The 24,459-nt window shown below is 47.6% G+C and carries 20 protein-coding genes; 8 read left to right on the forward strand and 12 right to left on the reverse strand.

What is annotated here, in order from left to right; translation table 11 throughout:
• Positions 1-283: 283 nt before the first annotated feature.
• The gene (locus HF569_RS08570) at positions 284-943 is read right to left on the reverse strand and encodes an HD domain-containing protein (protein WP_168902108.1); all 660 of its coding nucleotides are present in this window, start codon (positions 941-943) and stop codon (positions 284-286) included.
• A gap of 1 nt (position 944) precedes the next feature.
• Complete coding sequence (locus HF569_RS08575; RefSeq protein ID WP_168902109.1) at positions 945-1,592, reverse strand: TetR/AcrR family transcriptional regulator; 648 nt, start codon at positions 1,590-1,592, stop codon at positions 945-947.
• A gap of 176 nt (positions 1,593-1,768) precedes the next feature.
• Here HF569_RS08575 and HF569_RS08580 point away from each other — a divergent pair, with 176 nt between their 5' ends.
• Together HF569_RS08580 and HF569_RS08585 are read left to right on the forward strand one after the other, a co-directional pair.
• The gene (locus HF569_RS08580) at positions 1,769-2,668 is read left to right on the forward strand and encodes an ABC transporter ATP-binding protein (protein WP_168902110.1); all 900 of its coding nucleotides are present in this window, start codon (positions 1,769-1,771) and stop codon (positions 2,666-2,668) included.
• A gap of 5 nt (positions 2,669-2,673) precedes the next feature.
• Complete coding sequence (locus HF569_RS08585; protein ID WP_168902111.1) at positions 2,674-4,299, forward strand: ABC transporter permease; 1,626 nt, start codon at positions 2,674-2,676, stop codon at positions 4,297-4,299.
• Positions 4,300-4,710: 411 nt separating this feature from the next.
• On the opposite strand, the gene HF569_RS08590 is transcribed toward HF569_RS08585, so the two are convergent.
• From HF569_RS08590 to adhE, 4 genes are all read right to left on the reverse strand, one after another.
• The gene (locus HF569_RS08590; protein WP_168848831.1) at positions 4,711-5,061 is read right to left on the reverse strand and encodes an aggregation-promoting factor C-terminal-like domain-containing protein; all 351 of its coding nucleotides are present in this window, start codon (positions 5,059-5,061) and stop codon (positions 4,711-4,713) included.
• 232 nt (positions 5,062-5,293) lie between these two features.
• Positions 5,294-5,923 carry an aggregation-promoting factor gene (apf, locus tag HF569_RS08595; RefSeq protein WP_168902112.1) on the reverse strand — a complete coding sequence of 210 codons (630 nt, stop codon included), beginning with the start codon at positions 5,921-5,923 and terminating at the stop codon, positions 5,294-5,296.
• A 457-nt stretch (positions 5,924-6,380) separates the two neighbouring features.
• The gene (gene apf / locus HF569_RS08600; protein ID WP_168902113.1) at positions 6,381-6,992 is read right to left on the reverse strand and encodes an aggregation-promoting factor; all 612 of its coding nucleotides are present in this window, start codon (positions 6,990-6,992) and stop codon (positions 6,381-6,383) included.
• Between the two features lie 597 nt (positions 6,993-7,589).
• Complete coding sequence (gene adhE / locus HF569_RS08605; protein WP_168902114.1) at positions 7,590-10,208, reverse strand: bifunctional acetaldehyde-CoA/alcohol dehydrogenase; 2,619 nt, start codon at positions 10,206-10,208, stop codon at positions 7,590-7,592.
• A gap of 408 nt (positions 10,209-10,616) precedes the next feature.
• Here adhE and HF569_RS08610 point away from each other — a divergent pair, with 408 nt between their 5' ends.
• Complete coding sequence (locus HF569_RS08610; RefSeq protein WP_168902115.1) at positions 10,617-12,410, forward strand: glycerophosphoryl diester phosphodiesterase membrane domain-containing protein; 1,794 nt, start codon at positions 10,617-10,619, stop codon at positions 12,408-12,410.
• A gap of 110 nt (positions 12,411-12,520) precedes the next feature.
• On the opposite strand, the gene HF569_RS08615 is transcribed toward HF569_RS08610, so the two are convergent.
• Together HF569_RS08615 and HF569_RS08620 are read right to left on the reverse strand one after the other, a co-directional pair.
• Positions 12,521-13,045, reverse strand: coding sequence for a DUF1836 domain-containing protein (locus HF569_RS08615; protein WP_057732142.1), 525 nt, complete (start codon positions 13,043-13,045; stop codon positions 12,521-12,523).
• A 120-nt stretch (positions 13,046-13,165) separates the two neighbouring features.
• A complete protein-coding gene (locus tag HF569_RS08620) occupies positions 13,166-15,505 on the reverse strand; it encodes a cation-translocating P-type ATPase (protein ID WP_168902116.1) in 2,340 nt (779 codons plus the stop codon).
• Positions 15,506-15,681: 176 nt separating this feature from the next.
• Between HF569_RS08620 and HF569_RS08625 the strand changes: the two genes are divergently transcribed.
• Entirely contained in the window at positions 15,682-15,843 is a 162-nt protein-coding gene (locus HF569_RS08625; RefSeq protein ID WP_168902117.1) for a hypothetical protein, read from the forward strand.
• A 72-nt stretch (positions 15,844-15,915) separates the two neighbouring features.
• Positions 15,916-16,764, forward strand: a complete 849-nt coding sequence (locus HF569_RS08630; protein ID WP_168902118.1) for an aldo/keto reductase — start codon at positions 15,916-15,918, stop codon at positions 16,762-16,764.
• 612 nt (positions 16,765-17,376) lie between these two features.
• Here HF569_RS08630 and HF569_RS08635 read toward each other — a convergent pair.
• Positions 17,377-17,802 carry an Hsp20/alpha crystallin family protein gene (locus tag HF569_RS08635; RefSeq protein ID WP_168902119.1) on the reverse strand — a complete coding sequence of 142 codons (426 nt, stop codon included), beginning with the start codon at positions 17,800-17,802 and terminating at the stop codon, positions 17,377-17,379.
• A gap of 333 nt (positions 17,803-18,135) precedes the next feature.
• On the reverse strand, positions 18,136-18,501 hold the full coding sequence (locus HF569_RS08640) for a hypothetical protein (RefSeq protein WP_168902120.1): 366 nt from the start codon (positions 18,499-18,501) through the stop codon (positions 18,136-18,138).
• 215 nt (positions 18,502-18,716) lie between these two features.
• Here HF569_RS08640 and HF569_RS08645 point away from each other — a divergent pair, with 215 nt between their 5' ends.
• A complete protein-coding gene (locus tag HF569_RS08645; protein ID WP_168902121.1) occupies positions 18,717-20,084 on the forward strand; it encodes a hemolysin family protein in 1,368 nt (455 codons plus the stop codon).
• 74 nt (positions 20,085-20,158) lie between these two features.
• Here HF569_RS08645 and HF569_RS08650 read toward each other — a convergent pair whose 3' ends face one another.
• Entirely contained in the window at positions 20,159-20,338 is a 180-nt protein-coding gene (locus tag HF569_RS08650; RefSeq protein WP_168902122.1) for a hypothetical protein, read from the reverse strand.
• 141 nt (positions 20,339-20,479) lie between these two features.
• Between HF569_RS08650 and HF569_RS08655 the strand changes: the two genes are divergently transcribed.
• Together HF569_RS08655 and HF569_RS08660 are read left to right on the forward strand one after the other, a co-directional pair.
• Positions 20,480-21,403 carry an AEC family transporter gene (locus tag HF569_RS08655; RefSeq protein WP_168902123.1) on the forward strand — a complete coding sequence of 308 codons (924 nt, stop codon included), beginning with the start codon at positions 20,480-20,482 and terminating at the stop codon, positions 21,401-21,403.
• An 83-nt stretch (positions 21,404-21,486) separates the two neighbouring features.
• Complete coding sequence (locus HF569_RS08660; RefSeq protein WP_168902124.1) at positions 21,487-22,821, forward strand: MATE family efflux transporter; 1,335 nt, start codon at positions 21,487-21,489, stop codon at positions 22,819-22,821.
• An 82-nt stretch (positions 22,822-22,903) separates the two neighbouring features.
• Here HF569_RS08660 and HF569_RS08665 read toward each other — a convergent pair whose 3' ends face one another.
• Complete coding sequence (locus HF569_RS08665; protein ID WP_168902125.1) at positions 22,904-24,337, reverse strand: DHA2 family efflux MFS transporter permease subunit; 1,434 nt, start codon at positions 24,335-24,337, stop codon at positions 22,904-22,906.
• Positions 24,338-24,459 lie beyond the last annotated feature (122 nt).

Below are 24,459 nucleotides of genomic sequence, written 5' to 3' on the forward strand. Positions count from 1 at the left end.
ATATTATCAGAAATTGTCAACCTCTACGCCTTAGCTAATATCCAGCTAAAGCCCTTAGCACCAACCGGTGACGCCGGTATTGTAAAGTTTAACGTCTTTTACCCTTTTTTCTGAATTACACCTATCTAATACATTAGTTATGTACGCCAATAATCGTTAACGCTAGCATTTCACTCAACGCAAAATGTTAACGTGAACATTCCGTACAGTCATAGTATATCACTTGCTTTGAAATCTTTAAATCCCTAACTTTGACTTCCCGGCAAATAAAAACGCGAAAGCCTTATGCTTCCGCGTTCCATTCCGCTTTATACTCTGATAAAAAGTCTAGCATGACCTGTTGGCGATGCTCTGCCAGCTGCTTAGCCGCCGCTGTGTTCATCAAATCCTTCAACGTTAACAATTTCTCATAGAAGTGATTAATAATCGTTTCATTGTTTAGATTCCGGTATTCCGCGTGCGTCATCGCCGTTCGCGGTTGTACCGCTGGGTCGTAAATCTTTTCACCGAAATGACCACCAAAATAGATTGCCCGCGAAATACCGATCGCACCAATCGCATCTAGTCGGTCCGCGTCTTGAACCAACTGACCCTCTAACGGCAACGGTTTAGCCGTACCATCTAGTGTCTTGTGATAAGACATGTTATCCATGATTAAGAAGATCGTTTCAATCTGATCGGCGGTAAACCCTTGTTGCTTTAAGAAATATCGTACTTCTTCGCTGGCTTGGGCGGTGTCCGTCACCAACTTTTCGTCAATCACGTCATGTAAATACGCTGCCGTCACCGTTAAAACCCGATTGGCGGCTGGGTAGGCTTGCACCAAACGCTCTGCAAGCCCCACGACCCGTTGAATGTGATCGAAGCCGTGTCCCGTTTCATCATCACCCATTTTAGATTGCGAAAATTGTCTAACCGCTGCTAAAACTTCTGCTTCTGCCATATTAGTTTATCTGCTCCTTTGCTGATTGATCATCACTCTGCGGCGGATTACCAATGAATCCATAGAAAAAGAGGTGCATCAGCTGATCGGCGTAATGTTTATAGGTCTTAGCATCCCCAATCACCGGATGACTGGTCGGGGCACTGAAATACTGAACATACATATCCAGGTACATCATCAGTGCTTCATTGGACAACTTGGGACTAATCATCCCCGCGGCCCGTCCGCGAGTGATTACACTATCCCAGAATTTCTCTTTGCCTGCTTGATAGAGTTGCTGCGCATCATCGTTGCCTAACGCCCCACGCATATCGTCGGAAACAAACTGATAAAAGTCATCGCTCATTTCAACCGCATAGCCCGTCTTCGTGGTAATCATTAACTGAATCAGCTCACGAAATGAGCGCGTATGATCATCCACCATCTTTTGGTAATCCGCGTACCCCTCAACAATCATCTCTAGCACAACCTGATGTCCTAAAGCCAACTTACTATCAAAATACTTATAAAGAGTCACCTGCGAAACGTTGGCCTCAGTCGCCACATCCTTGATATGGGTCACCTTATAGCCATCGCGCATAAATAACTTTCTTGCCGCCTGCAAAATATTTTGCCGTTGCCGCTCACGTCGCTGCTGGTTCGTTGCCATTACATTCACCACTTTTGCTAAAAAATTCCCTGCTATCCATTCTATCATACCTCATTAAGGAAACATTTTTAACTTTAGTGAACTATTTCGTAAAAATAGTTCACTTTTCTATTGACTTCCATTAGTGGGGGGCTTACGATGATAGCGATTTAAATAACCGTGAGGAGGGAATTCATATGACAGCTACACCTGTCTTACAAATTAATCATCTCCAAAAAAGTTTTGGGCATTTTCAAGCCCTGAAAGACATCACATTTAACGTTAATGCCGGTGAGGTCTTTGGCTTTATTGGACCCAATGGCGCTGGTAAATCCACCACTATTCGCGTGCTTCTAGGTCTCATTCGGGCCACTGGCGGCGATGCAACCATCTTTGGTCAAGACGTCTGGCACGACAGTGTTGCTATTCACCGCCGGCTGGCTTACGTCCCCGGTGATGTCTACCTTTGGCCTAACCTAACCGGTGGTGAAATCATTGATCTCCTACTAAAGATGAATGGCGCGCACCATTCACAACGAACGGATGACTTGATTAAGCAGTTCGGGCTCGACCCGACCAAGAAAGCCCGGACCTACTCCAAAGGGAATCGGCAAAAGGTAGCACTCATTGCGGCCTTTTCTCAGGACGCTGACTTCTATATCTTCGATGAACCAACTTCTGGCCTCGATCCTTTGAATGAGCGACAATTTCAATTGGCCGTCTTGGCACTCAAACAACAAGGCAAAGCCGTCTTACTCTCCAGTCACATTCTCTCTGAAGTTGAGCGTATGTGTGACCGTATCGCCATTATTCGTGAGGGTCGGATCATCGAAACGGGAAGTCTAGCGGAAATGCGCCATCTGACGCGTACCGTGATCAACGTCACGCTGAAGACACCATTAGATGTTACACAGTTGGCGGGGGTTCACAATGCCGAACCGGGTCAGCATACCAACGAATGGCAGTTTTCAGTGGAAGCCAAGGCATTACCAGCTGTCATGTTGGCCCTCACTGAGCACCACATCATGGCCCTGCAAAGTACACCGCCAACTCTAGAAGATCTCTTTATGCACTATTACACGACGGAAAAGGAGTGAGAATCATGACATCACGTTTTGCCCGCACTGGCCGTTTAACCGGACTGGCCCTGCGCCGCGACCGCTTCCGTATTCTGATCTGGATTCTCGTTCTCGTGGGCCTAATGATTGGCGTTGCTTTCAAATTTACGGATATCTTCGGCACCCAACACGAGATTGCTGCGATCAAAGATACGCTCAAGAGCCCCGCTATGGTTGCTCTGTTAGGGGCGTTCAAGTTCACAAACAATCCATCAACCGCTCAGATATTTTCAACCGAAATGGTCGTCTTTATGACCATCACACAAATCATCATGAATATTATGTTGGGGGTTCATGCCACTCGTGGTGAAGAAGATGAAGGCATCACCGAATTAATCCGCTCACGCGCGGTCGGTCAGTTGGCCCCATTAAGTGCGGCGGCTTTAGAATTAGTAATTGTTAATGCCTTAGTCGCGATCCTGTATGGTATCGGACTCGGTTTTTCCGATATGCACGGGATTACGACCGAAGGAAACTGGGCTGTGGCCATTGGTTTAGCAGCCGTCAGTCTGGCCTTTGGCCTATTAGCCCTCCTGACCGCACAACTGGCTGATCACTCAGCTAGTGCCACCGGGCTGACTTACGCCCTGTTCGGCTTAGCTTACATTGTGCGGATGATGACCGACGTTCAGAATCCTGACTACACTTGGTGGTCTCCCCTCGGTTGGGTCGAGAAGATTTCACCATACCATCACCCTAACTGGTTACCTATCGTGCTCGCTTTACTCCTAGCCCTCATTCTCTTCATACTCGCTGCAATCATTAACTTACAGCGTGATCTAAATGCTGGCGCGATTGCTACTCGGCCAGGTCGCCGAATCGCTTCGGCCTTTTTACGCGGACCGGTTTCACTCCTCTGGCGCCGCGAACACAACGTTATTATTGGTTGGATCATCGGTCTAGCCATTCTGGCCATGACCTATGGGAGCATCTACAATAGCGTGGGTGACATGCTAAAAACCAACCCAACCATGCAACAGGTCTTCGGCTCCAATGTGTTGCACGAAGCTAATCACGCCATGCTGGTCAGCTTCACTTCTACTTTAGTTATCCTCATGGCGGCCTTGGCAGCTATCCCTGGCATTCAACTGGTCTACAAACTGTATAGCGATGAAACCAATGGTTGGTTAGAGTCCCTGTATGCGCGGCCACTCTCGCGTACTCAGCTCTTCTTCGGCTACGTTGGTACTGGTCTACTGAGCAGTATCGTCGCCTTTGGTGTCGCCATTAGTACCCTAATCCTTGTCGGCAACGCCACTCTCAGCCACCCCAAGGATGGGTTAACCACCTTTGAACTCTGGCAATCCATCTGGGGGCAGTTGCCAGCTGTCCTCGTCTTCATCGGTATTGCCACTGCGATCATTGGCTGGTGGCCACGCATCCGAGCTCTGAACTGGCTATACCTCGGCCTCGGCTTCATTACACTCTATATGGGTGGCATGCTGAAGCTCCCTAAGTGGGCCCAACACCTATCACCATTAGGTTGGATGAATAAGGTACCGAGTCACGATGTTGAATGGGCAAACTTCAGCTGGATGCTGGTTCTCAGCCTCGTTCTCATCTTAATCGGCTGGTGGGGCTATCATCGACGCGACTTACACATGAGTTAAATTGACTTGATCAAGAATGGAATCCTCCTCGGGGTTCCATTTTTTTAAGCTCTTTTTCAATGACTTCAGCATACCGGATCAGCTCATTATAATCAAGGATTAACTATTGATAATGTTTCTTATATTTCAAATGATGATACTTGTTGCTTGCTTGGATTACTTTTGCTGAATTTCATCTTCAAGATAAACGTCTAAACCTCCAAAAAGAATAATCAAATTGTAGTCGTTTTTATCAGCATTCTCCGGTATGCTATTAACTATACCGTTAGATAGAATCTCCGGATCACAGTGAATGGTCACCACCACAGCCAATTATCCAGCATCACACCGCCAATCTGACAATACTTTTACCCAAACAAAAAGCCACCATCGGCTATCTAACCAACGGTGACACCAGTATTTATCATTTATTTAGAACCAGCCACAAGCTAACCAATGATGCTTGGCTCGAACCCAACTGCCATAACGGCTGTGGGCATACTTATCGGCCGTTCTCTCCTGATTGGCTTTACTGTAATCGCCCTTCAGATATGAGCGGGTTAATTGATACTTGCCATAGTAGCGACCATTCTTGGCGCGGTAATTACCACCAGACTCCTTGTTGGCAATCCACGCTTTGGCCCGCCGCTCCTTCTTAGACAACTTGCAAACGTAAGCTGCACTAGCTTCCGCCGAAGTCGTCGTACTCGTAACCGCCGCAACGCTAGGTAGGACCATTGAAATTACCATTAATAACACCATCAATCCTGACTTGAACTTCAATCTGGTCCCTCCTAACGAATTTCTTAAGAATAGCATAACGTTCCCAGGTTACAGGAAAGTTGTCTGCATGTTACGAAACGGTAACAGCCAACCCCAAATCCATCCAATTGGGCTAAAAAACCGCTGATATCGCGGTTTAACGAACGCAAAAACGACGGTCCACCCGTAAAGGTTTTACCGTCGTTTCTAATTTTAGTTTATTAACTCGTGGCTAGCTAAACCGGAATTCAGTTTAGTACCAACCGTTTGCTTGCCAGAAAGACTTGGCAGCTGCCCATGAGCCATAACGGGAAGAAACGTAGTTGTTCGCTACCTTTTCTTGGTTAGCAGCAGAGTAATCCCCGTTCAAGTAAGATGCACTCAATTGGTATTTACCAACGTATTGACCGTTCCGTGCAGAGTATGAGCCACCAGATTCCTTGTTCGCGATCCATGCCTTAGCAGAAGAATCGGAACCAGTCGTCGTTGACGTGCTAGTCGTGGCAGTATTCGTCTTAGACGTGGTTGCAGCAGCCGTATTGTTGTAGTTTTGCGTTGAGCTGTACTGCTTGTATTGCTTTTGCGTCGTCGTACTTGGTGTGGTCGTTTGTGCCGCTTGTGTCGTCGTTGCCGTAGACGTTGAAGTGGTTGAAGGAACGACCAGTGATTCGCCAACATAAATTAAGTTGACATTCTTTAGGTTGTTGGCACTCTCAATAGAAGAAACACTTGATTTGTATTGGTTTGCAATCTTAGCAACAGTATCTCCCGACTTCACCGTTACCCGGACGTCGGCGTTAGCGGAAGTGGTGCCAGCAAATAACCCGGCGCCTAACACTGCAGCAGTACCTAAAGTAGAAACTAAAACTTTTTTGATATTCATAAAAATGAATGTCCTCCTTTTAATTTAAGTGAAGCGGTTTGTCTATCAATTACTTAACGAGACCTATCATAACCTGTGGACGTTACACCCCCATTGTTCCTGAGTTACACCCCGATTAAGAAAAAATGGGTTACGTGACAAACTGTAACATGGTTAACGATGCCGCAACATCCAGCCGTAATTCGCCGGTTTCTTTACTGCGATGTGACGCTTTTACCGTATTTACACAATAACTATTGGAAAAAATCACGCGCAAGTGGCCTAAATTTTCGCCGATTCCCCCTATATTTGGAAAAGATCGGCGAAAAACACCCGTCTCGTTTTTCAATAACCAACTATTTTAGTGAAGATCGTCTCCTTTTCAGCTAGATCCCACTACCCGCTGACTACAAAAAAGCCCCCACGGACCTGCATCCGTGAGAGCTTACTTGATTTAAACGATTAAGTTAACTGGGTTTTAGTACCAGCCGTTTGCTTGCCAGAAAGATTGGGCAGCAGACCATGAACCATAACGGGAAGCCACGTATTGGTTGGCAACCTTTTCTTGGTTAGCAGCGGAGTAGTCACCGTTCAAGTAAGAAGCACTCAATTGGTACTTACCGATGTATTGGCCGTTACGAGCTGAGTATGAACCACCAGATTCCTTACCAGCAATCCAAGCCTTGGCACTGGCATCTGAGCCAGAAACGCCAGTTGAAGCAGACGTGTTGCTGCTAGTTGCGGCATGGTTTGAGTAAGAAGTGGTTGCTTGGCTAGTCGTGGATTGGCTAGCTTGCGTAGAAGCATTGTTGCTGTAGTTTTGGCTTGCCACGTTAGCAGCAGTCGTTGAAGTCGTGCTGGTAGGCACATTCAATTGTTGACCCACGTAGATCAAGTTGCTGTTAGCCAAGGTATTAGCCTTTTCAATGGCGTTAACGGTCGTGTTGTACGTGTTAGCTAATGACCAAACAGAATCCCCCTGCTTGACCGTAACAGTATCAGCGTTTGCCGTTTGTGTTGAGGCGAAGAGACCGGCACCGACAACGGCAACCGTTCCTAAAGTAGTAACTAAAGCTTTTTTGATATTCATAAGTAATGAATGTCCTCCTTTGTTTGCTTAACGGATATTAGAATAACTGATAGGTATTACATTCAAATTGACGTTAGATTACGCGGAGGTTAAGAAAAATATTACATTATGACATTCCGTAATATTTGTAACTCTGTTGTCATATAAACCGCTTTTATTTGCCAATTTTTACCCATTTTAGCCAAAAAGAGGCCGGATTTACCGTGCCTTTTGCACTGAAAATCCGACTTTTTTTACGATTTTTGATGATAATTTGATGAAAATCAGTCAATTTTTCGAAAATAACGCGTCATGTTCAGAAAATAGCTGGCATTATTTCTCACTCTTACCGTTTTTTTCCGTTAATAAAGTCCAACTTACGCCCCCAAAATCACTCATCCTCTCAGCAATTAGTCGATAATTTTCAGGCTTAAGCCGATAGCGCATCATTTAATTTCTACTTGTAGCAGTTACACCACCTTATAATATAGTAGAAACACGTTTAATAGTGATCAGCTGGCCCTGCAAAATCGCCGCCATCACGGGGATTCCTCGCCTTAAACGAGCGACAAAAAAAGACGGCCACCCCTCTTCAGAGTGACCGTCGCGGATCAAACGTTACTTTTCAACGTTCTTACCATCATATTCATCAAGCATAATCTGTTTCAGTTCAGAAACTAAAGGTTCCTTTGGGTTAGCCGTCGTGCATTGATCTTCAAAGGCTAATTCAGCCAAATGATCAACTACCTTATCAAAGTGCGCCTTATCAACCCCGTTGGCCTTCAAGCTCAACGTCACACCAACTGAGTGGGCCAAGTCGATAACTTTCTTGACCAAGGACTCCTTCAATTCTTCCTTAGTGTTTCCTGGCAAGCCGAGGTACCGTGCAATTTGCGCGTAGTCTTCGTCAGCCCGGAAGTACTCATACTTAGGCCACATTGACAGCTTCGTTGGTTCCTTGAAGTTGTAACGAATGACGTGTGGCAAGGTGATCGCGATTGCCAAACCATGTGGTAAGCCGAATTCGCCACCCAGTTTGTGGGCGATTGAGTGGTCTACCCCAAGGAAGGCATTCGCAAAGGCCATCCCGGCAAGCGTTGAGGCATTATGCATTTCTTCGCGGGCCGTGACATCACCATTGTAGGAGTTCGTCAGGTTATCCATAACCAACTTGATCGCTTGTAAGGACCATGGCCGCGTGTAGTCAGAGGCCATGTTTGAGACGTAAGATTCAATAGCATGGGTCAACACATCTAACCCAGAGTAAGCTACTGTCTTCTTAGGTACCGTCTGAATGAACTGTGAGTCCACAATCGCTACATCTGGCGTCAAAGCGTAGTCAGCCAATGGGTACTTCACGTGCGTCTTGGAATCCGTAATCACGGAGAATGGTGTAACTTCAGAACCAGTCCCAGAAGTAGTTGGGATCGCTACAAATTGGGCCTTCGTAGGCTTATTGAACTTGTAAGTCCGCTTCCGAATATCCAAGAACTTCTGCTTAGCCCCGAAGAAGCTAGCATTAGGATCTTCATAGAAGAGCCACATGTTCTTAGCGGCATCAATTGGTGAGCCACCACCTAAAGCAATGATTGTATCTGGCTTAAACACCCGCATCTGCGCAACCCCACGGTTAACCGTGTCCGTAGTAGGATCAGGTTCAACGTCAGAGAACAGTGAGTATTCAATCCCATCTGGCCGACGCTTCAATTCATTCAAGACCGTATCAATGTAACCCAATTCAACCATTGATGGGCTAGTTACCAGGAAGACCCGCTTGATACCAGGCATATCGTCAAGGTAACGGACAGATGTCTTTTCAAAGTAAACTCGAGGTAATTTAATCCACTGCATATTATTTCGCCGCTTTGCAATCGTTTTGATGTTCAACAGGTCAAATGAGGAAACGTTATGGGAGACGGAGTTCTTGCCCCATGAGCCAGTTCCCAACGTTAATGATGGGATCATTTCGTTGTAGAGGTTCCCAATACCACCAATAGCGGATGGCGTGTTAACCAAGACCCGGCTGGCCTTCATCTTAATCCCAAACTTCGTTGCTAAGTCATCATCCATCGTGTGAATTCCAGCCGTGTGGCCTAACCCACCAAAGTGTAAGAGCTCATCACAAATCTTGAACGCGTCTTCATGGCTCTTGGCCTTGTAGACGGATAAGACTGGAGACAACTTTTCTTGGGAAAGTGGGAACTTAGGACCAACGCCAGTTAATTCTGCAGCCAAGACTTTAGCCGTAGCGGGCACCTTAATCCCAGCTAATTCAGCAATCTTTTGTGCAGACATCCCGGCAACTGGGCCCTTAACGCCACCTTCAGGACGGAACATTGCGTCAGCCAAAGCTTTTTCGTCACTCTTCTTAATGAAGAAGACACCGCGATCTTGCATTTCCTTCTTAACCGTATCGTAGATTTCTTGATCAATAACAGCACTGTTTTCAGAAGCACAAACCATCCCGTTATCAAACGTCTTCGACAGCACGATATCGTAGACAGAACGCTTAATGTTAGCCGTCTTTTCGATGTAAGCTGGACCGTTACCAGGACCAACTCCCAAGGCTGGCTTACCAGTTGAGTAGGCCGCCTTCACCATGCCAGGACCACCGGTAGCCAAGACACTCGCTACTTTAGGGTGATTCATCAAGGCAGTTGTGGCTTCCAAACTTGGCTTATCAATCCATTGGATAACGCCTTCTGGGGCACCGGCAGCAATCGCTGCATCCCGAACAACCTTAGCAGCCATCACGGATGACTTCTGTGCTTGTGGGTGAAAGGCGAAGATGATTGGGTTCCGCGTCTTAACGGCGATCAATGACTTGAACATTGCCGTTGACGTTGGGTTAGTAACGGGCGTAACCCCGGCTAAGATCCCCAGTGGCTCGGCCACCGTAATCAATTGCCGTTCCCGGTCATCTTTGATGATGCCTACCGTCTTATCATTCTTAATTGAGTGCCAGATTTCTTCGGTAGCAAACATATTCTTGACGGCCTTGTCTTCCATCACACCCCGGCCGGTTTCTTCATAAGCGGCCTTGGCAAGTTCCATATGATGGTCCAAACCAGCGATTGCCATTTGGTGAACAATGTGGTCAACTTTTTCTTGAGTAAAATCGTCCATGGCGCACAGTGCGTCGTGGGCCTTGGCAGTTAACCGATCGATCATTTGATCAACCGTTTCGCCGTTTTCTTGCTTTTTAGCTTTTGGATTTTCTTTCACGTCTTTTAACATTCTTATGCCTCCATTTGAAAACATCTTGTTAAGTTCTTCACGAGTTAAATCATATCACCTTTTTTAAATTCTGCAAGAGGTTTATGTTAAAAAAATCACAACTAGTTGAACTGACAAACAAATCCACAACCATCAAGGGTTACAGTCACAGCACATGTAAGCGCATACATATATTTAGAAAAAATATTTTTATTTTTTAAGCTGTGTTCTAAATCACAACCAACTCTTTTTCTTTCATTTTCGCCGTTATCGTTTTGCTAATCTCCAGCTGGAATTCCGCTTTTATCCCCCAATTAAGCAATTTTTGTTCCCGCTTTTACAGACTATGATAAAGTAAAGGTAGATAACCTTTTCATCCTGGAATAATGTTTCTTTTTTCGAAAATATCTCAATAGAAAGCGTGATTCTATGCGTCCTTGGGCTTTCTGGCGTGACGCTAACCGGCACTTCTTCCATCACTGGGGAAGCTATGTAACCCTGGTCTTCTTAACAAATCTAGTCGTCAGCTACCTCGCCGTCCCACTCTTCACTTGGTTAACCTCCGCACTTATGCGCTGGCAACACGTTCCCTACGTGTCTTACACGAATATCGGTAATTTATTGCTCCACCATCCCCTGGCAATCGTCGGTTTGCTCGTCATTTTATTGGCAATTGTGACGCTCATTTATTGGCAGTTTGCTTACCTACTACTCGGGATTACAAATATTCGGCATGGTCGGCCACAAACCATGTTGAGTATTCTGGGAGACACCGTCCGTAGTATTGCCGGGGCTTCTCCCAGCACCTTTCTTTTCTTTATTGGCTACTTTATTGTGATTATGCCTTTCGGTAGCGAACTTTTTACCACGCCGTTACTCAATAAGGCCAAGATTCCTGCTTTTATCGTGAGCTATCTCATGGCTAACAATGCCTTTGCCGTACTATTAGGTATCTTTTACGTTGGCGCGGCTTATCTCGGGATTCGTCTCATTGCGGTGCTTCCCTTAATGATGATCGATCATTATCACAGCCGCGACGCCATCCGTCTCAGCTGGCAACGAACGCGCGGTCAATTTTGGAATTACCTCTTAAAAATTCTGGTGACGCTCGTGATCGTCAGTGTTACGGTAGCCATCATCTACAGCGCCCTTTACGTCGGTCAAGTCCTCTTCGATAAGACCCACATCGCCTTGGTTGCGGCGACCATCAACCTCTTCCTCATGGAAGTGATCACTGAATTCATCGTCTGCTATGCCACGGTGATCTTCATGATGGTCATTCTCAGTAGCCACGACATTCATCAACCGACGCCCGCCATGCTCTTTAGCTTCCGGGAACCGGCCAAGACGCGATTACGTACCCGCGTTTTGATCGTCAGTGGTCTGACCGTGATTAGTGCCTTGTTGGTGGCGTTTAATCTGGTTTATCTAAATGGTCTAGCGATGAGCAAGCCGCTAACCATTGCCCACCGTGGCGTTGACAATGGCAACGGCGTGCAAAACACCATTCCCGCCATGGTTAAAACCAGTCGCGAACATCCCGATTACGTGGAGATGGATATCCGGATGACCAAGGACCATCAATTTGTCGTCATGCATGATAGTAATCTCAAGCAGCTGGCAGGGATTAAACGCCAGGTCGCTAAGATGACGCTCAAGCAGTTGACCGCCGTCACCGTCACGGAAAATGGCTATCAAGCCAAGATTCCCAGCTTTGATCAGTATCTCGACGCGGCAATTCAACATCATCAGAAACTCCTGATTGAAATTAAGACCGGGGGCGCGGATACCAAGGATCTTCCCGAACGCTTCTACCGCCAATTTGGTGCCCGGATTCTCGCTAATCATGAACAGGTTCATACGCTCAGCTACACCATCATGAATCAGCTCAAGCGCGAGCATCCCAACCTTTTCGTCAGTTACATCATGCCCTACAACCTCACCTTCCCTCACACGCGGGCCAACGCCTACACCATGGAGGAAACCACCCTGAATGACACCTTCGTTGAAGAGGCTAACCGTGAACATAAGCAGGTTTACGCTTGGGATATTGATGACATCACGACGATGGACCAGATGATGTTCATCGGGGTTAACGGCGTAATTACCAACAACTTGCACCTGATCCAACAGGAAATTAAAGACAATACGGATCATCCTAGCTACGCTAACCTCCTGTTAACCTTCATGAATGATCTGACGTTAGAAACGCAAACCCAGTAGGATTCGCGGCATTCTAGGCATAGACTTCACTTTGCCATTGTTTGATTTTTCCACCTAAAAGAGCGCCCCAGCAGAAATGTTGGGACGCCCTTTTTAGCCTAAACACGTGGCTACTTCTTTTCAATTTTACGAATTGGTCGTTTAATTAAGTGTAATAATTTTTCGGACTGGAGGCGAGCAACGACCGCATCCACGGCCACCTGCATGAGCTTCTCGTTCAGATCCTTCGCGGCGGGCTGCACCTGTTCTTCACCCAAATGATGCAACCGATCCTCTAACTGACCGATAAAGTTATCGTAGGCCTGCTTGGGATAATCGCCAGCCGTAATCTGGTCGATCCCAGAACGAACCGTATCGGTCTGGAACATCGGTTTGAGCAGGCTGATCATCAAAATATCCGTAAGCTGCATCGTCTGATACTTCTTCTTGACGGGTGCTAGGATAACGTGGTGCTTAACATAGTTATTAATCATTGCTGGCGTGATGGTATCAATGCCTAACGGTCCCAGAATATCGTTAATTAGCGCGGTAACCTGGTCCATATAGAGATCAAACTTCGGCAAATCATCCCATCGCGGCAGTTTTGCTTTGTGCATCTGGTTTTCCCAGCGGGTGTATTGATTGTAATCAGCCATATTTCTTCCCTACCCTTCCATTTCTACTTTACATTATAGCACATTACCTAGTTACAGTGACTAGATATAATCTAATCATGACGTTTCAGCTAGCGCGTTGACGAGGAACCTCGCCGGCGTTTACCGCCACCGAATCCGACTCAAGATTCGTTTTCCTAAGATCTCCTGAACCAGAATGAAGACGGGCTGCACACTCACCATCAGTGGTAGGTAGATGACCGCCAGTTGCCAATTGATGAGGCTAACCAGTGAGAAGATGGGCCCGAAGATGAGAAAGATGATCGCAAACAAGCTCGCCATCACGGCAATCAGACCAATCTTGAACCGATTCAACGGCCGGGCCACCATGACCAGCGCGTTTAAGCTAATCAAGCCCGTCATGAGGACACTGAGGGTCGAGGTCGTGGCAAAGCTTAAGCCAAACTGGGTCCCCAACGCCATAATCACGATGATGTAGCCCACGACACAAGTGGCAGCCGGCGCCGCAATCTCCATTACCTGTTTCATAAACCGGTCGGCGATCCGCGCGTAGTTCGGTTGCAGGGCCAAGAAGAACGTCGGAATCCCCACCATTAACGAGGAAATAGGTGTTAATTGAATGGGTTCAAAGGGATAGCTCCGGCTCATAAAGATGAAGATCAACGTCAACACTACTGAATACATCGTCTTGATCAGGTACAGCGAGGCCACCCGTTCAATGTTATTGATCACCCGCCGGCCCTCATTCAAGACATTAATCATGGCGTCAAAATTTGAATCGACCAGCACGAAATCCGCTAGACTCTTCGTGGCCTCACTCCCCGATGCCATGGCAATACTACAATCTGACTGTCGCAGAGCCAACAAGTCATTGACCCCATCACCCGTCATCGCAACGGTGTGTCCGGCCGCCTGATAAGCCTTAATCAAGTTCTGCTTCTGTTGCGGCGTGACGCGGCCAAAGACGTTATAATCCGTCACCAACTGATTATAGTCCGGTTCTGTGCCGACCCGACTCATATCGACCAGCCGCTCAGCACCGTCAATTCCCGCACGACCAGCGATACTAGCCACCGTCACCGGATTATCACCCGAAATCACCTTTAACGCGACATCTTGATTGGCAAAAAAGCTAAAGGTGTCCTTGGCCCGGGGCCGCAATTCATCCGTGATTAAAATCAACCCGATGGCTCGCGGCGCCGTTGGCCTAGGCGTCGTGAGGGCGTCGACTTGAGCCAGCAACAGGACCCGGTAACCTTGGGCAGCTAACGTTTGAATGCGTTGTTGAACCGCAGTCGGTACCGTTTCAAAAATAAACTCTGGAGCGCCCATCGCGTAGCTGCCCGTCGCCAGCCGCGCGCCACTCCATTTGCGACCTGAAGAGAATGGTAGCACTTCGGACGAGGTCACGTTAGGGGTCCCCAACGCCACCTTAATCGCCGTAGCGGTCTCATTATCATCGGCCGTGGCCGCAACTAACTGCGCTAAGATGGGCTTTAGCTGATCCGGCGTCTGGTTTCCCACGGCCTCGACATTTTCCAAAACTAATTTACCATTGGTAATCGTCCCCGTCTTATCCAAGCAGAGCACGTCGACTCGGGCCAAGGCTTCAATCGCCGGCAATTCTCGAACTAAAACGTGCCGCCGCCCCAGGGTAAATGCCCCAGCAGCTAGTGCGACCGACGTCAAGAGCACCAGGCCTTCGGGAATCATCCCCACCATAGAGGCGACCGTACCCAGGATTGCACGATTCTGGTCTTGACCACGCATCAACGCTGAAATGAACAAGCCAGCGCCTAACGGAATAATGGCAAACGTCAGCACTTTGATGATCCGGTTGATAATGCGTAACAGCTGACTCGCTGATCGCCGCTTCTCTTTAGCAGAATGGGCCAGCTGCTTAACAAAGCTGCCACTACCAACAGTGGTTGCCTGCACAACGGCTTTGCCCCCTAAGATTACACTGCCGGAAACCAGCTGATCGTCAGTATTCTTAATAATCGGCGTCGATTCCCCCGTAATCTGGGATTCATCGACTTCCATTCCCGCGGTTTCACGAATCAAACCATCGACCGGGAGTTGATCCCCACGACCGATCACTAACAAATCATCCTGTACGATTTCATCTTGATGGAGCGGGGACAGCTGGCCCCCGCGCAAGACGTTGATCTTGCCCTCCGACAACAGGGCGAGCTTATCGACCTGGCGTTTAGACCGAATTTCCTGAAAAATACCAATCCCGGTGTTAAAAACCACCACGCCTAAAAACAGCAGGTTCTTGTAGCTACCGGTAATCAGCACTAGGCCACCCAGTAGGAGATTAATTAAATTAAATAGCGTTAATAAGTTATCCCGAAATATTTGCTTCACACTCCGCGTTAACGGTGGTAACGGGTCGTTCTTTAAACCAGCCGCCACCCGGTGATGGACCTCATCTTCAGTGAGGCCTTGATCGACCAGCGGCAAGTAACGGTCTGTCATTTGGGCGTCCTCCTTTACCGGTTCGTTACCCATATTGTACTCGATAATCCGCTTTCATACCGATTAATCTGTCGGCTTTTTGGGGATTCTTAACTAAAAATACATGGACAGTTAACAGAAAGCCGCCACAGTGGTTAAATGGAAGTGGACCTTATACTTTCAAGGGAGGCTTTACGATGAACCATAAATCATCAGCGGTTATTCTCTTCATTCTCTATCTTATTCTGCTAGGCTGCATGCTCGCCAAGCAAAACATGCTCGCCATGTGGATCATGACTGTTGGCATGCTCATTGAGGCGTCCATTAATCTCTATGACCAGTTTAAAGCTAAAAAGTAAGCGTTGCCAACGGCGCTAAATTGGCCTAACATAGTGGTTATACGTATCAATTAATGCCAAGGAGGAACAACTATGACAGTTAACAGTCTTGCAGACACCATCCAACTTGCCGATGGCCATCGCATCCCCGGCTTTGGTTTTGGGACCTACCTGATCAGTGATCAAGATACCATGGATACCACCATCAAAACCGCTTGGGATCAGGGCTATCGCCTATTCGATACCGCCATGCTTTACCGTAATGAGGATCTACTCGGCGAAACCTTACACCGGTTAGCGATTCCCCGCCAAGAACTTTTTCTGACCACCAAAGTTGCCGAAGAAGTTCAAGGATACGACCAGACGTTGAAGGCTGTAGAAGGCTCGCTCAAGCGACTACAACTTGATTACCTAGATCTATTATTGATTCACTGGCCAGTCCGCGAACATTTCTTCGACACGTGGCGGGCTTTCGAGAAGCTCAAGGCCGACGGTAAAGTGAGATCCATCGGGGTTTCCAACTACACCGCCGCACACCTAGATCTCTTGGCGACCAAGGCCAAAGAAATGCCCGTCATCGATCAAGTCGAATATCATCCCTACTTGAATCAACTGGCCTTACTGGACTACAACCAAGCGCACAACATTGTCACGGAAGCCTGGAGCCCACTGGGACGGCGGGCCGTACTGGGCGATGCGATGATTGCTAAGATTGGTCAGCACTACAACAAATCCGTCGCACAGGTCATCCTGCGTTGGGAATTACAACATGGTATCTTACCAATTCCTAAGTCACAACACGCCGATCGCATTGCCGAAAACGCCCAGGTCTTTGATTTCACACTGACTGAAGACGAAATGTCGACGATCGACCTTCTCAACAAGTACCAGCGAACTGGTAATGAACCAGAAATTGTTTACGAAACGGGGAAACAGTACTAAGCCTTTCCTACGCTTTAACTTATGTATACAAAACGTCCATTCTGCTCTCATGTCAGAATGGACGTTTTATTTAACAACTTCATTAAAGGTCAACCTGTGCCCTACCGCGGCCGCCTTACCGTTCGCCAAGTTTTGGCTGGAACGCTGTGGGCAGGACGGCCTAAGCCACAGAACGGTCTTAGGCCTCGCTTTGAGCCGCAGATCACGTCTCAAAGTCGCCATTTACCAAGAAGAACACCTGGTAAATCCCACGGCTGAGCCAAAACTTGACTCACTCACGGCTACGTTGATATGCCATCTGACAACCGTGTTACACCGACGCCACTGGCAAGTATCACACGACAATAGCGGCACAACCGGAGGAGGACAACGATGGAGGCAGCTGTGTCGACCCTGTTGACCGAGGCTTCTCACTCGGTTTACAGGGTGGGACGCGTTTGGAGACTGACGCTCCTAGTCAGGCTTCAAACCGAGCCGGAGGACCGCTTCTCAGGCCGCAGGCGATCCCCACAGTAGCCGGAATCGTTGGCAGCCGCAGGTGGTAACCCTGAGTTATAGGTCTCGGCAAGCAAGGCGACAAGTTTCAGCAATCCAGGCAGCCCTTAATACCAGTTAGTCAATGTTGATTTCATGATTGTCTTCAACGTCGGCTTGCTTTGGCAAGGTTAACGTCAAGATGCCATCTGAGAAGTTAGCCTTAACTTGCTTCAAGTCGATATTTGGCAGGTAGAAGGAACGGGCCACATTTTGACTGTGACGTTCTTGCCGTAAGATCCGGCCATCGTCATCCTTGGCAGATTGACTAACCTCAGACTTACCAGAAATACGTAAAGTATCATCGCGGTAATCGACATGGATGTCATCCTTCTTGAAGCCTGGCAATTCTGCCGTTACAACGTAGTCCTTGTCATGTTCAACAACATCTGTCTTCATATCACTGTTGCCACTAAACATATCGTGGCCCAAGTTCCCTACTTCATTGAAGAAATTCATTGGATCAAAGAAATCAAAGTTCCGATTCATTACATCATTAGCCATAATCAATTAACCCCTTTCTGCTTTACTTGATTACATTTTCTATAATAGTCAGCATTGGTCAGAAAAGCAAATAATTAGCACTCTTTTTTTAGAGTGCTAATTATTCACCTAAATCGCCTATAAATCAACACTCCATTCTAAAGAAACGTAATAATTCATTTTTCAAAGATCAAAATTTTAGACTAAAGGTCAAACACCCATTTAATCCCTCTACTCTTACTAACGTTAAAATACCCACTTTGGTTGCGGCAGTCAGACTATCTTAACTAAACGTTAAAAAAAGAGCTCTCGACATCCCTGTCGAGAACTCCCGTACGCCAAAATTGGCTGACTTTAATAAGTTTTTTGATCATTATCCTTTGGAACAACAATCTTTTCACCCAATGCTTCAGCTAAGTCTTGCAAAGCTTCTTCACGGGTAGGCACAATATCCATGTTAAAGATAATGGAATCAATGTCCCCACCGGCAAAGTCAAATTGCTCGAAGTAGACGTATGGATCGTGATCATCGTCATCTTCCAAGAAATGCTTCGTCACGGACTTCGAAAGTGCGGTTGCCCAAGATAAATCTTTCATCTTTGGTAGATCGTGCTTTGTCACATACCCCGTTGTCAGTAATAACTTAGCCGCCTTTTCCACGTCTTCCGTGGGAATCTCAATAGTAGGCGTCTCTTTTTCTTCCTTTGGTGCATCTGCCATAATCAAAATCTCCTTTGATGTTACTAATTTCAGTTTAGTCCTTTTTGCCGCAAACGTTAAGTATCTCATTTTCTAAAGTTAAACCAACTATTTTCTCGTGTTCGGTTGCCAGGCGAACGCTTTGGGAGTAGAATTTGGTTCAATCTACCTACTATAAAAAGGGGCGCACACGCGCTATAATAAAGAGATAGAATTAATGAAATGAGGAATGATGTGTGGATAGCGGTCAGATAGTTGTGAACCTAATTATTATTTTAATTACCTTCTTCTTTGCAGCTTTCTTTGTTGCTTGTGAATTTGCTTTAGTACAGACGCGTCCTAGTGCCTTGGAAGAAAAGATCGAGGAACGTGACAAACCGTCAACTAAGCTCAACCGGGCCATGAAAATGGTCACCAATTTAAACGAATATTTATCAACAACGCAAGTCGGAGTTTCACTTGCCGGGATCATCTTAGGGTGGATCGGTGAGTCGTTCTTCGTTGATTTACTCTTAGATGGCCTGGCACCAGCTCATCTGAACACGGCGACGACCCATACCATTAGTGTGATTATCGGGGTGCTCTTGCTGACCTACTTGGAAGTGGTCTTTACAGAAATCGTGCCTAAGAACATTTCCATCGATATGCCAATGAAGGTGTTGATGCTTATCGTCACGCCTTTACATTACTGCCACATTCTGTTTTACCCATTTGTCTGGTTACTCAACACTAGCGCGTCTGGCGTTGTGCGGTTAATGGGTCTCAAGGTCGCCAATGAAAGTGACGAAGTCTTCTCCCAAGCTGAAATTCTTAACCTTTCACGGAGTGCCGTGGAAGGTGGCGAGCTTGAAAAGAATGACTTGGTTTACATGCAACGGGCCTTCGAACTAAATGACAAGGTTGCTAAGGACATCATGATTGACCGGACGCAACTCGAAGTTATCGATATCACCTCGAGTGTCAAAGATGCCCTCAACGTCTACCTGCAGGAACGGTTCAGCCGGCTGCCGGTGGTGGCTGACGGCGATAAGGATAAGATTCTCGGTTACGTCTATAATTACGATCTAATCCGTCAGCAACAGGTGGATGCCTCGATTCGGGTGGATAAGTTGATTCGTGATATTTCCACGACTCCTGAAACCACCCCCATCACTGAAGTCCTGCAACAAATGATCAAGAAGCGGACACCAATCGTCGTTGTCGTTGACGAGTACGGTGGAACTTCTGGGATCATCACCGACAAGGATATCTATGAAGAACTCTTTGGAACGGTTCGTGATGAGATTGATGATGCTAACGATCAGTATATCTTCAAACAGCCAAATGGGACTTTCCAAGTCAATGGTAAGATGACCACGTACGACTTTGAGCGGTACTTTAACACCGATATCAAGGGGTTTGAAACGACTGAGACCGTCACGATGGCCGGATTCATTATTGATAATTATCCGAACGTCAAGGTGAACGATATCATTCACTTAAAGAACTTTGATCTCAAGGTCTTGGACTACGAGAACTCCTTCATCAATTGGTTAGAAGTTACGGTTAACCCGATTCAAAAGCAAATCACGACAACGGTAACTGATGAAGATGACCACAAGTAATGAGAAATGCTAAAAGGTCAGGGCAAATTGTCCTGACCTTTTTTGTGGTCCAACACCTCGACTGACGGGCCCCGTTAGTGACGCACAATAAACCCAGCTAAGGCGTACCCCACACCACCAATCAGGCAAGCGAGCGATACCCACCAGAAAGCGCTGGTTAAGCTGACTGAGATGAAATTTGGTAGCATGAGTCCAATGACCACTAGTCCACTCCAAAAGCGCACAGTACGATAAAATTGACGGTTAAAGCGCATGCTCTTCCCTCCACTTCTGTCACCATTGTAAGCCCCACCCTGATTGAAATCACGCCTAAATTTGACAGGAGCTAATCCGTGCTCCCATAATAAATCGTTACGCCATTATTCCCTAATCGCAGAAAGGAAGCCGTAAGTATCATGGATATGGGTCAACTCACCAATCAAATCATCTTAATGTTTCTCCTCATGGGCGTCGGCTTACTTGCCAATAAACTAGCTTTCATGCACAGTCAGACCGCAACTGATCTGACCAATATTTTGCTCTATATCGTTTCGCCGTGTCTGATTATCAACGCCTTTGAACAACCCTTCTCGCCCAGCCGCCTCCAAAGTCTGGGCCTCGTGCTCGCGGGAATCCTCCTGACTTACGGTCTAATGGTCTTAATCACCAATCTAGCCTTTAAACATGCCACCGATCCAAACCTCCAGCGGATCATGCGGTTTGGCGCCGTCTATTCCAACGCTGGCTTCATGGGGGTGCCCCTCGCCAGCGCCCTCTTCGGGAGTACCGGCGTGTTCTTTGCGGTCGCCTCCTTGGCCGCCTTTAATATCTTCTGTTGGACGCACGGAATCGCCCTCTTTACGCCACGCCAAAAGGGAACACCCATCAACTGGCGTCAGATTCTGCTCAATCCTAACATCGTCGCGATCGTTTTGGGTTTAGCCATCTTCGCCAGTGGCTTTCAACTGCCCAGCTTACTCAATCACACGGTGCGCTACGTTAGCTCGATCAACACCCCATTATCCATGATCGTCATCGGTAATAGCCTAGCCGCCGTCAAATTCAACCGCGCTTCTCTCAATCCACAGCTATGGTGGCCCCTGCTTTTCCGCAACCTACTCTTTCCAATTATTGACATTATCATCTTACGAGCATTTGGTATCAGCGGGATTCCGCTCTACACCACCGTTCTGATGGCCGCTTGTCCCGTCGCTGGTAACGTGGTCCTCTTCACCCTAAAAGCTCACGGGGACCCCAGCCCGGCCGTCACACTGATGAGTATTTCCACCATCTTCAGCATCGCCACCATCCCCGTCGTGTTCGCGCTCTGTAATCTTTAGCACACCCCGGCCCATTTACTTACCAGTTCATCAACTGGTATACTAGCTAGTATTGAAAACGCTAACAAAGCAGGAGGTATCTCATGGCACCCATCAAATTGACCACTGGCCGCCCGATTAAACAAATTATTTTATTCTCACTCCCCTTGATCGGCGGCTCCCTCTTTCAACAACTTTATAATTTTATCGACACCCTGATTGTCGGTCGACTGATTGGTGTCGATGCGGTGGCGGCGATTGGGGCTTATTACCCCCTGAGCTTCCTGATCATGGGGTTTGTTCAAGGCACCTGCATCGGTTTCAGCATTCCCCTATCCCACAGCGTAGGTGAAGAAAATCCTACCGCAGTTCGGCAATATCTCACCAATGCCGTCTGGCTCTGCCTCGTCCTGGCCGTGATATTGACTCCTCTCATGGTCGCGTTAACGCCGACCCTGCTAATCGCCTTACATACGCCTCACCAGATTCTACGGTTTACCATTATCTTTACGGCGATTTCCTTCTTAGGGATTCCCGCTAATATTCTCTTTAATTATTCGGCTGATGCCCTTCGTTCCTTTGGTGACGCCGTTCATCCCCTCTACTTTCTCATCGTCTCCTTGGTGCTTAACGTCATTCTCGATTTGATCTTTATTTTAGTCTTCCACTGGGGAATCGCCGGCGCTGCAATCGCAACGGTTATCAGTGAGTTCATTGGTGGGCTACTCAATCTCACCGTCTTCCCTAAGTTCCACCTGGGACTGACACGTAAAGACTGGGCCCTAAACTGGAAACGGATCAAGAAGATGAATCTGATTGGTCTCCCGATGGGATTTGAATATTCCGTCTCGGCCATTGGCGCCATCGTGATGCAGGACGCCATTAACCTCTTGGGCACCAATATCATTGCGGCGCAGTCAGCAGCCGAAAAGATCCGCCAGCTCTTTACGTTACCCATGGAGAGCGTCGGAGCCGCCATGGCTACCTATCAGGCTCAAAATTTCGGGGCTAAACAGCGGGACCGGATGAAACGCGGCATTGTCGATGGGGTTTGGATTCAGGTTATTTACTCTGCCGTGGCCTTCGCCGTCATCAACTTAGCAAAGACACCACTAGTCACAGCAATTATCGGCCCGGGTCATCCAGACATCCTCCGTGAAGCCAACTTCTATATCATCATTATCAGTTGTTACTTCCCCGTTCACGGCATCTTAATGATTTTCCGTAACACGTTACAGGGATGGGGCCACAGTTTCTACGCCATCTTCTCCGGGCTCGGCGAATTGATTGGTCGGACGGCCGCTGGCTGGCTTTCCATCGCCGGTCTGGGCTTCACCGCCATCGCCTATGCTAACCCGCTGGCTTGGGGGCTAGCACTCGCCTACTGCCTACTGATGGTCTTCCGCGTCTTTCGGCGTAAGACTTTCCTAGACGACTAACGACTTAACAGACAAAAATGGCACTCAAACCAGCTATGATTTGAGTGCCATTTGTTTATTGATACTGTTTCACATGAAACAATTACCGGTTAGCCTTAGGAATCCGTAGCGCTAACAAGAACCCAGCTACAGCCAACGCCAACGTGAAGAAGAACCCGTAGTGGGCACCGTTAACGAAGGCCCCCGCTGCGTGGTTGGCACCGGAAGTAATGTAAGCCGCTTGACCAATGCCCAACAAGCTGGTGGCAATCGCCGTCGCAATCGCACCGACAATCTGTTGTAAGGTGTTCATGATGGCACTCCCATCGGCCGCAATTGGTCCCGTCAATGAGTTTAAGCCATACGTTTGTGACGGTGACATCGCGAGCGGTGCCCCAATCATCAAGATGACGTGGGCCAAGATCACATACCAGACTGCGCTGTGTGTGCTGGTGAAAGCCAACATCAACGCACCCACCATGGAAATGATAAAGCCGATCCGCGCTGGCATCCGAGCCCCCACGCGATCATACATCCGCCCTGACACGGCAGAAACCACTGCGTTCATCACACCACCAGGGAACATGATAATCCCCGTCAGAGCAACTGGAACCAGCAATCCCTTTTGGATATACATCGGCAACAGGTACATCGCAGATAAAATAATTCCGAAATTAATCATCACGAGGCTCGCCCCAATTCGGAATCCTGGAATGGCAAACGCCCGCAGGTTGAGAATCGGATTAGGCATCGCTAACTGCCGGTGCGTGTACCAGGCCAACACAATAATCCCAACCACTAAGGCCGCAATCACCGTCGTAGAGCCCCAGCCATGATCACTAGCCAAGCTGACACCGACGACCAAACTACCGAATCCTACCGTAGACAACAAGATTGACACGAAATCAACCTTGGGCCGGGAAACCTCAGCAATATTCTTCAGTGATGAGACGGCAAAAATAAAGGCGATAATTAAGAATGGCACGAACAGCCAGAAAATCCACCGCCAAGAAGCGATCCCCAGCACGATACCGGCAAGGGTCGGACCAACGGCTGGTGCAAACATAATCACCAGACCAACCATTCCCATGGCGGCCCCCAACTTATAAGGCGGGAAGATTTGCATGGCCACCGTAAACATCAACGGTAAGATTAATCCCGTCGCAATCCCCTGAATCATCCGACCAAATAGCAAGACGCCAAAGCCTGGCGCACTCGCCGAGATAATGGCACCGACCATGAAATCAAGCAACGCAAACAAAATCACTTGCCGCGTCGTAAACCACTTCGTAATGATGCTAGACAATGGTAAAACAATCCCCACCATCAGCATATAACCCGTGACTAACCACTGCACCGTGGCCGTCGTCACACCTAACTGCGCCATTAACTGTGGCAACGCAATATTTAAGGACGTTTCGGAAAACATCCCGACAAAGCCCCCGATCAGCATCCCCATCATGGCTAGCATTGGGTGGGCAACTTCTACCCGGGCTTTCTTAGCCATACTTGTTTGGCTACTTTGTACAGAATCCATTTGTTTTCACACTCGCTTTCATTTCAAACACAATGGATTACTGTAACAGAAAAAAAGTATCTTCGTAAGTGAAACTTAGCGAAAAATTAGAGGTAACCGGTTTCATAGACAAATTCTTACCA

The organism is Levilactobacillus tujiorum (assembly GCF_012641185.1).
GTDB lineage: Bacteria > Bacillota > Bacilli > Lactobacillales > Lactobacillaceae > Levilactobacillus > Levilactobacillus tujiorum.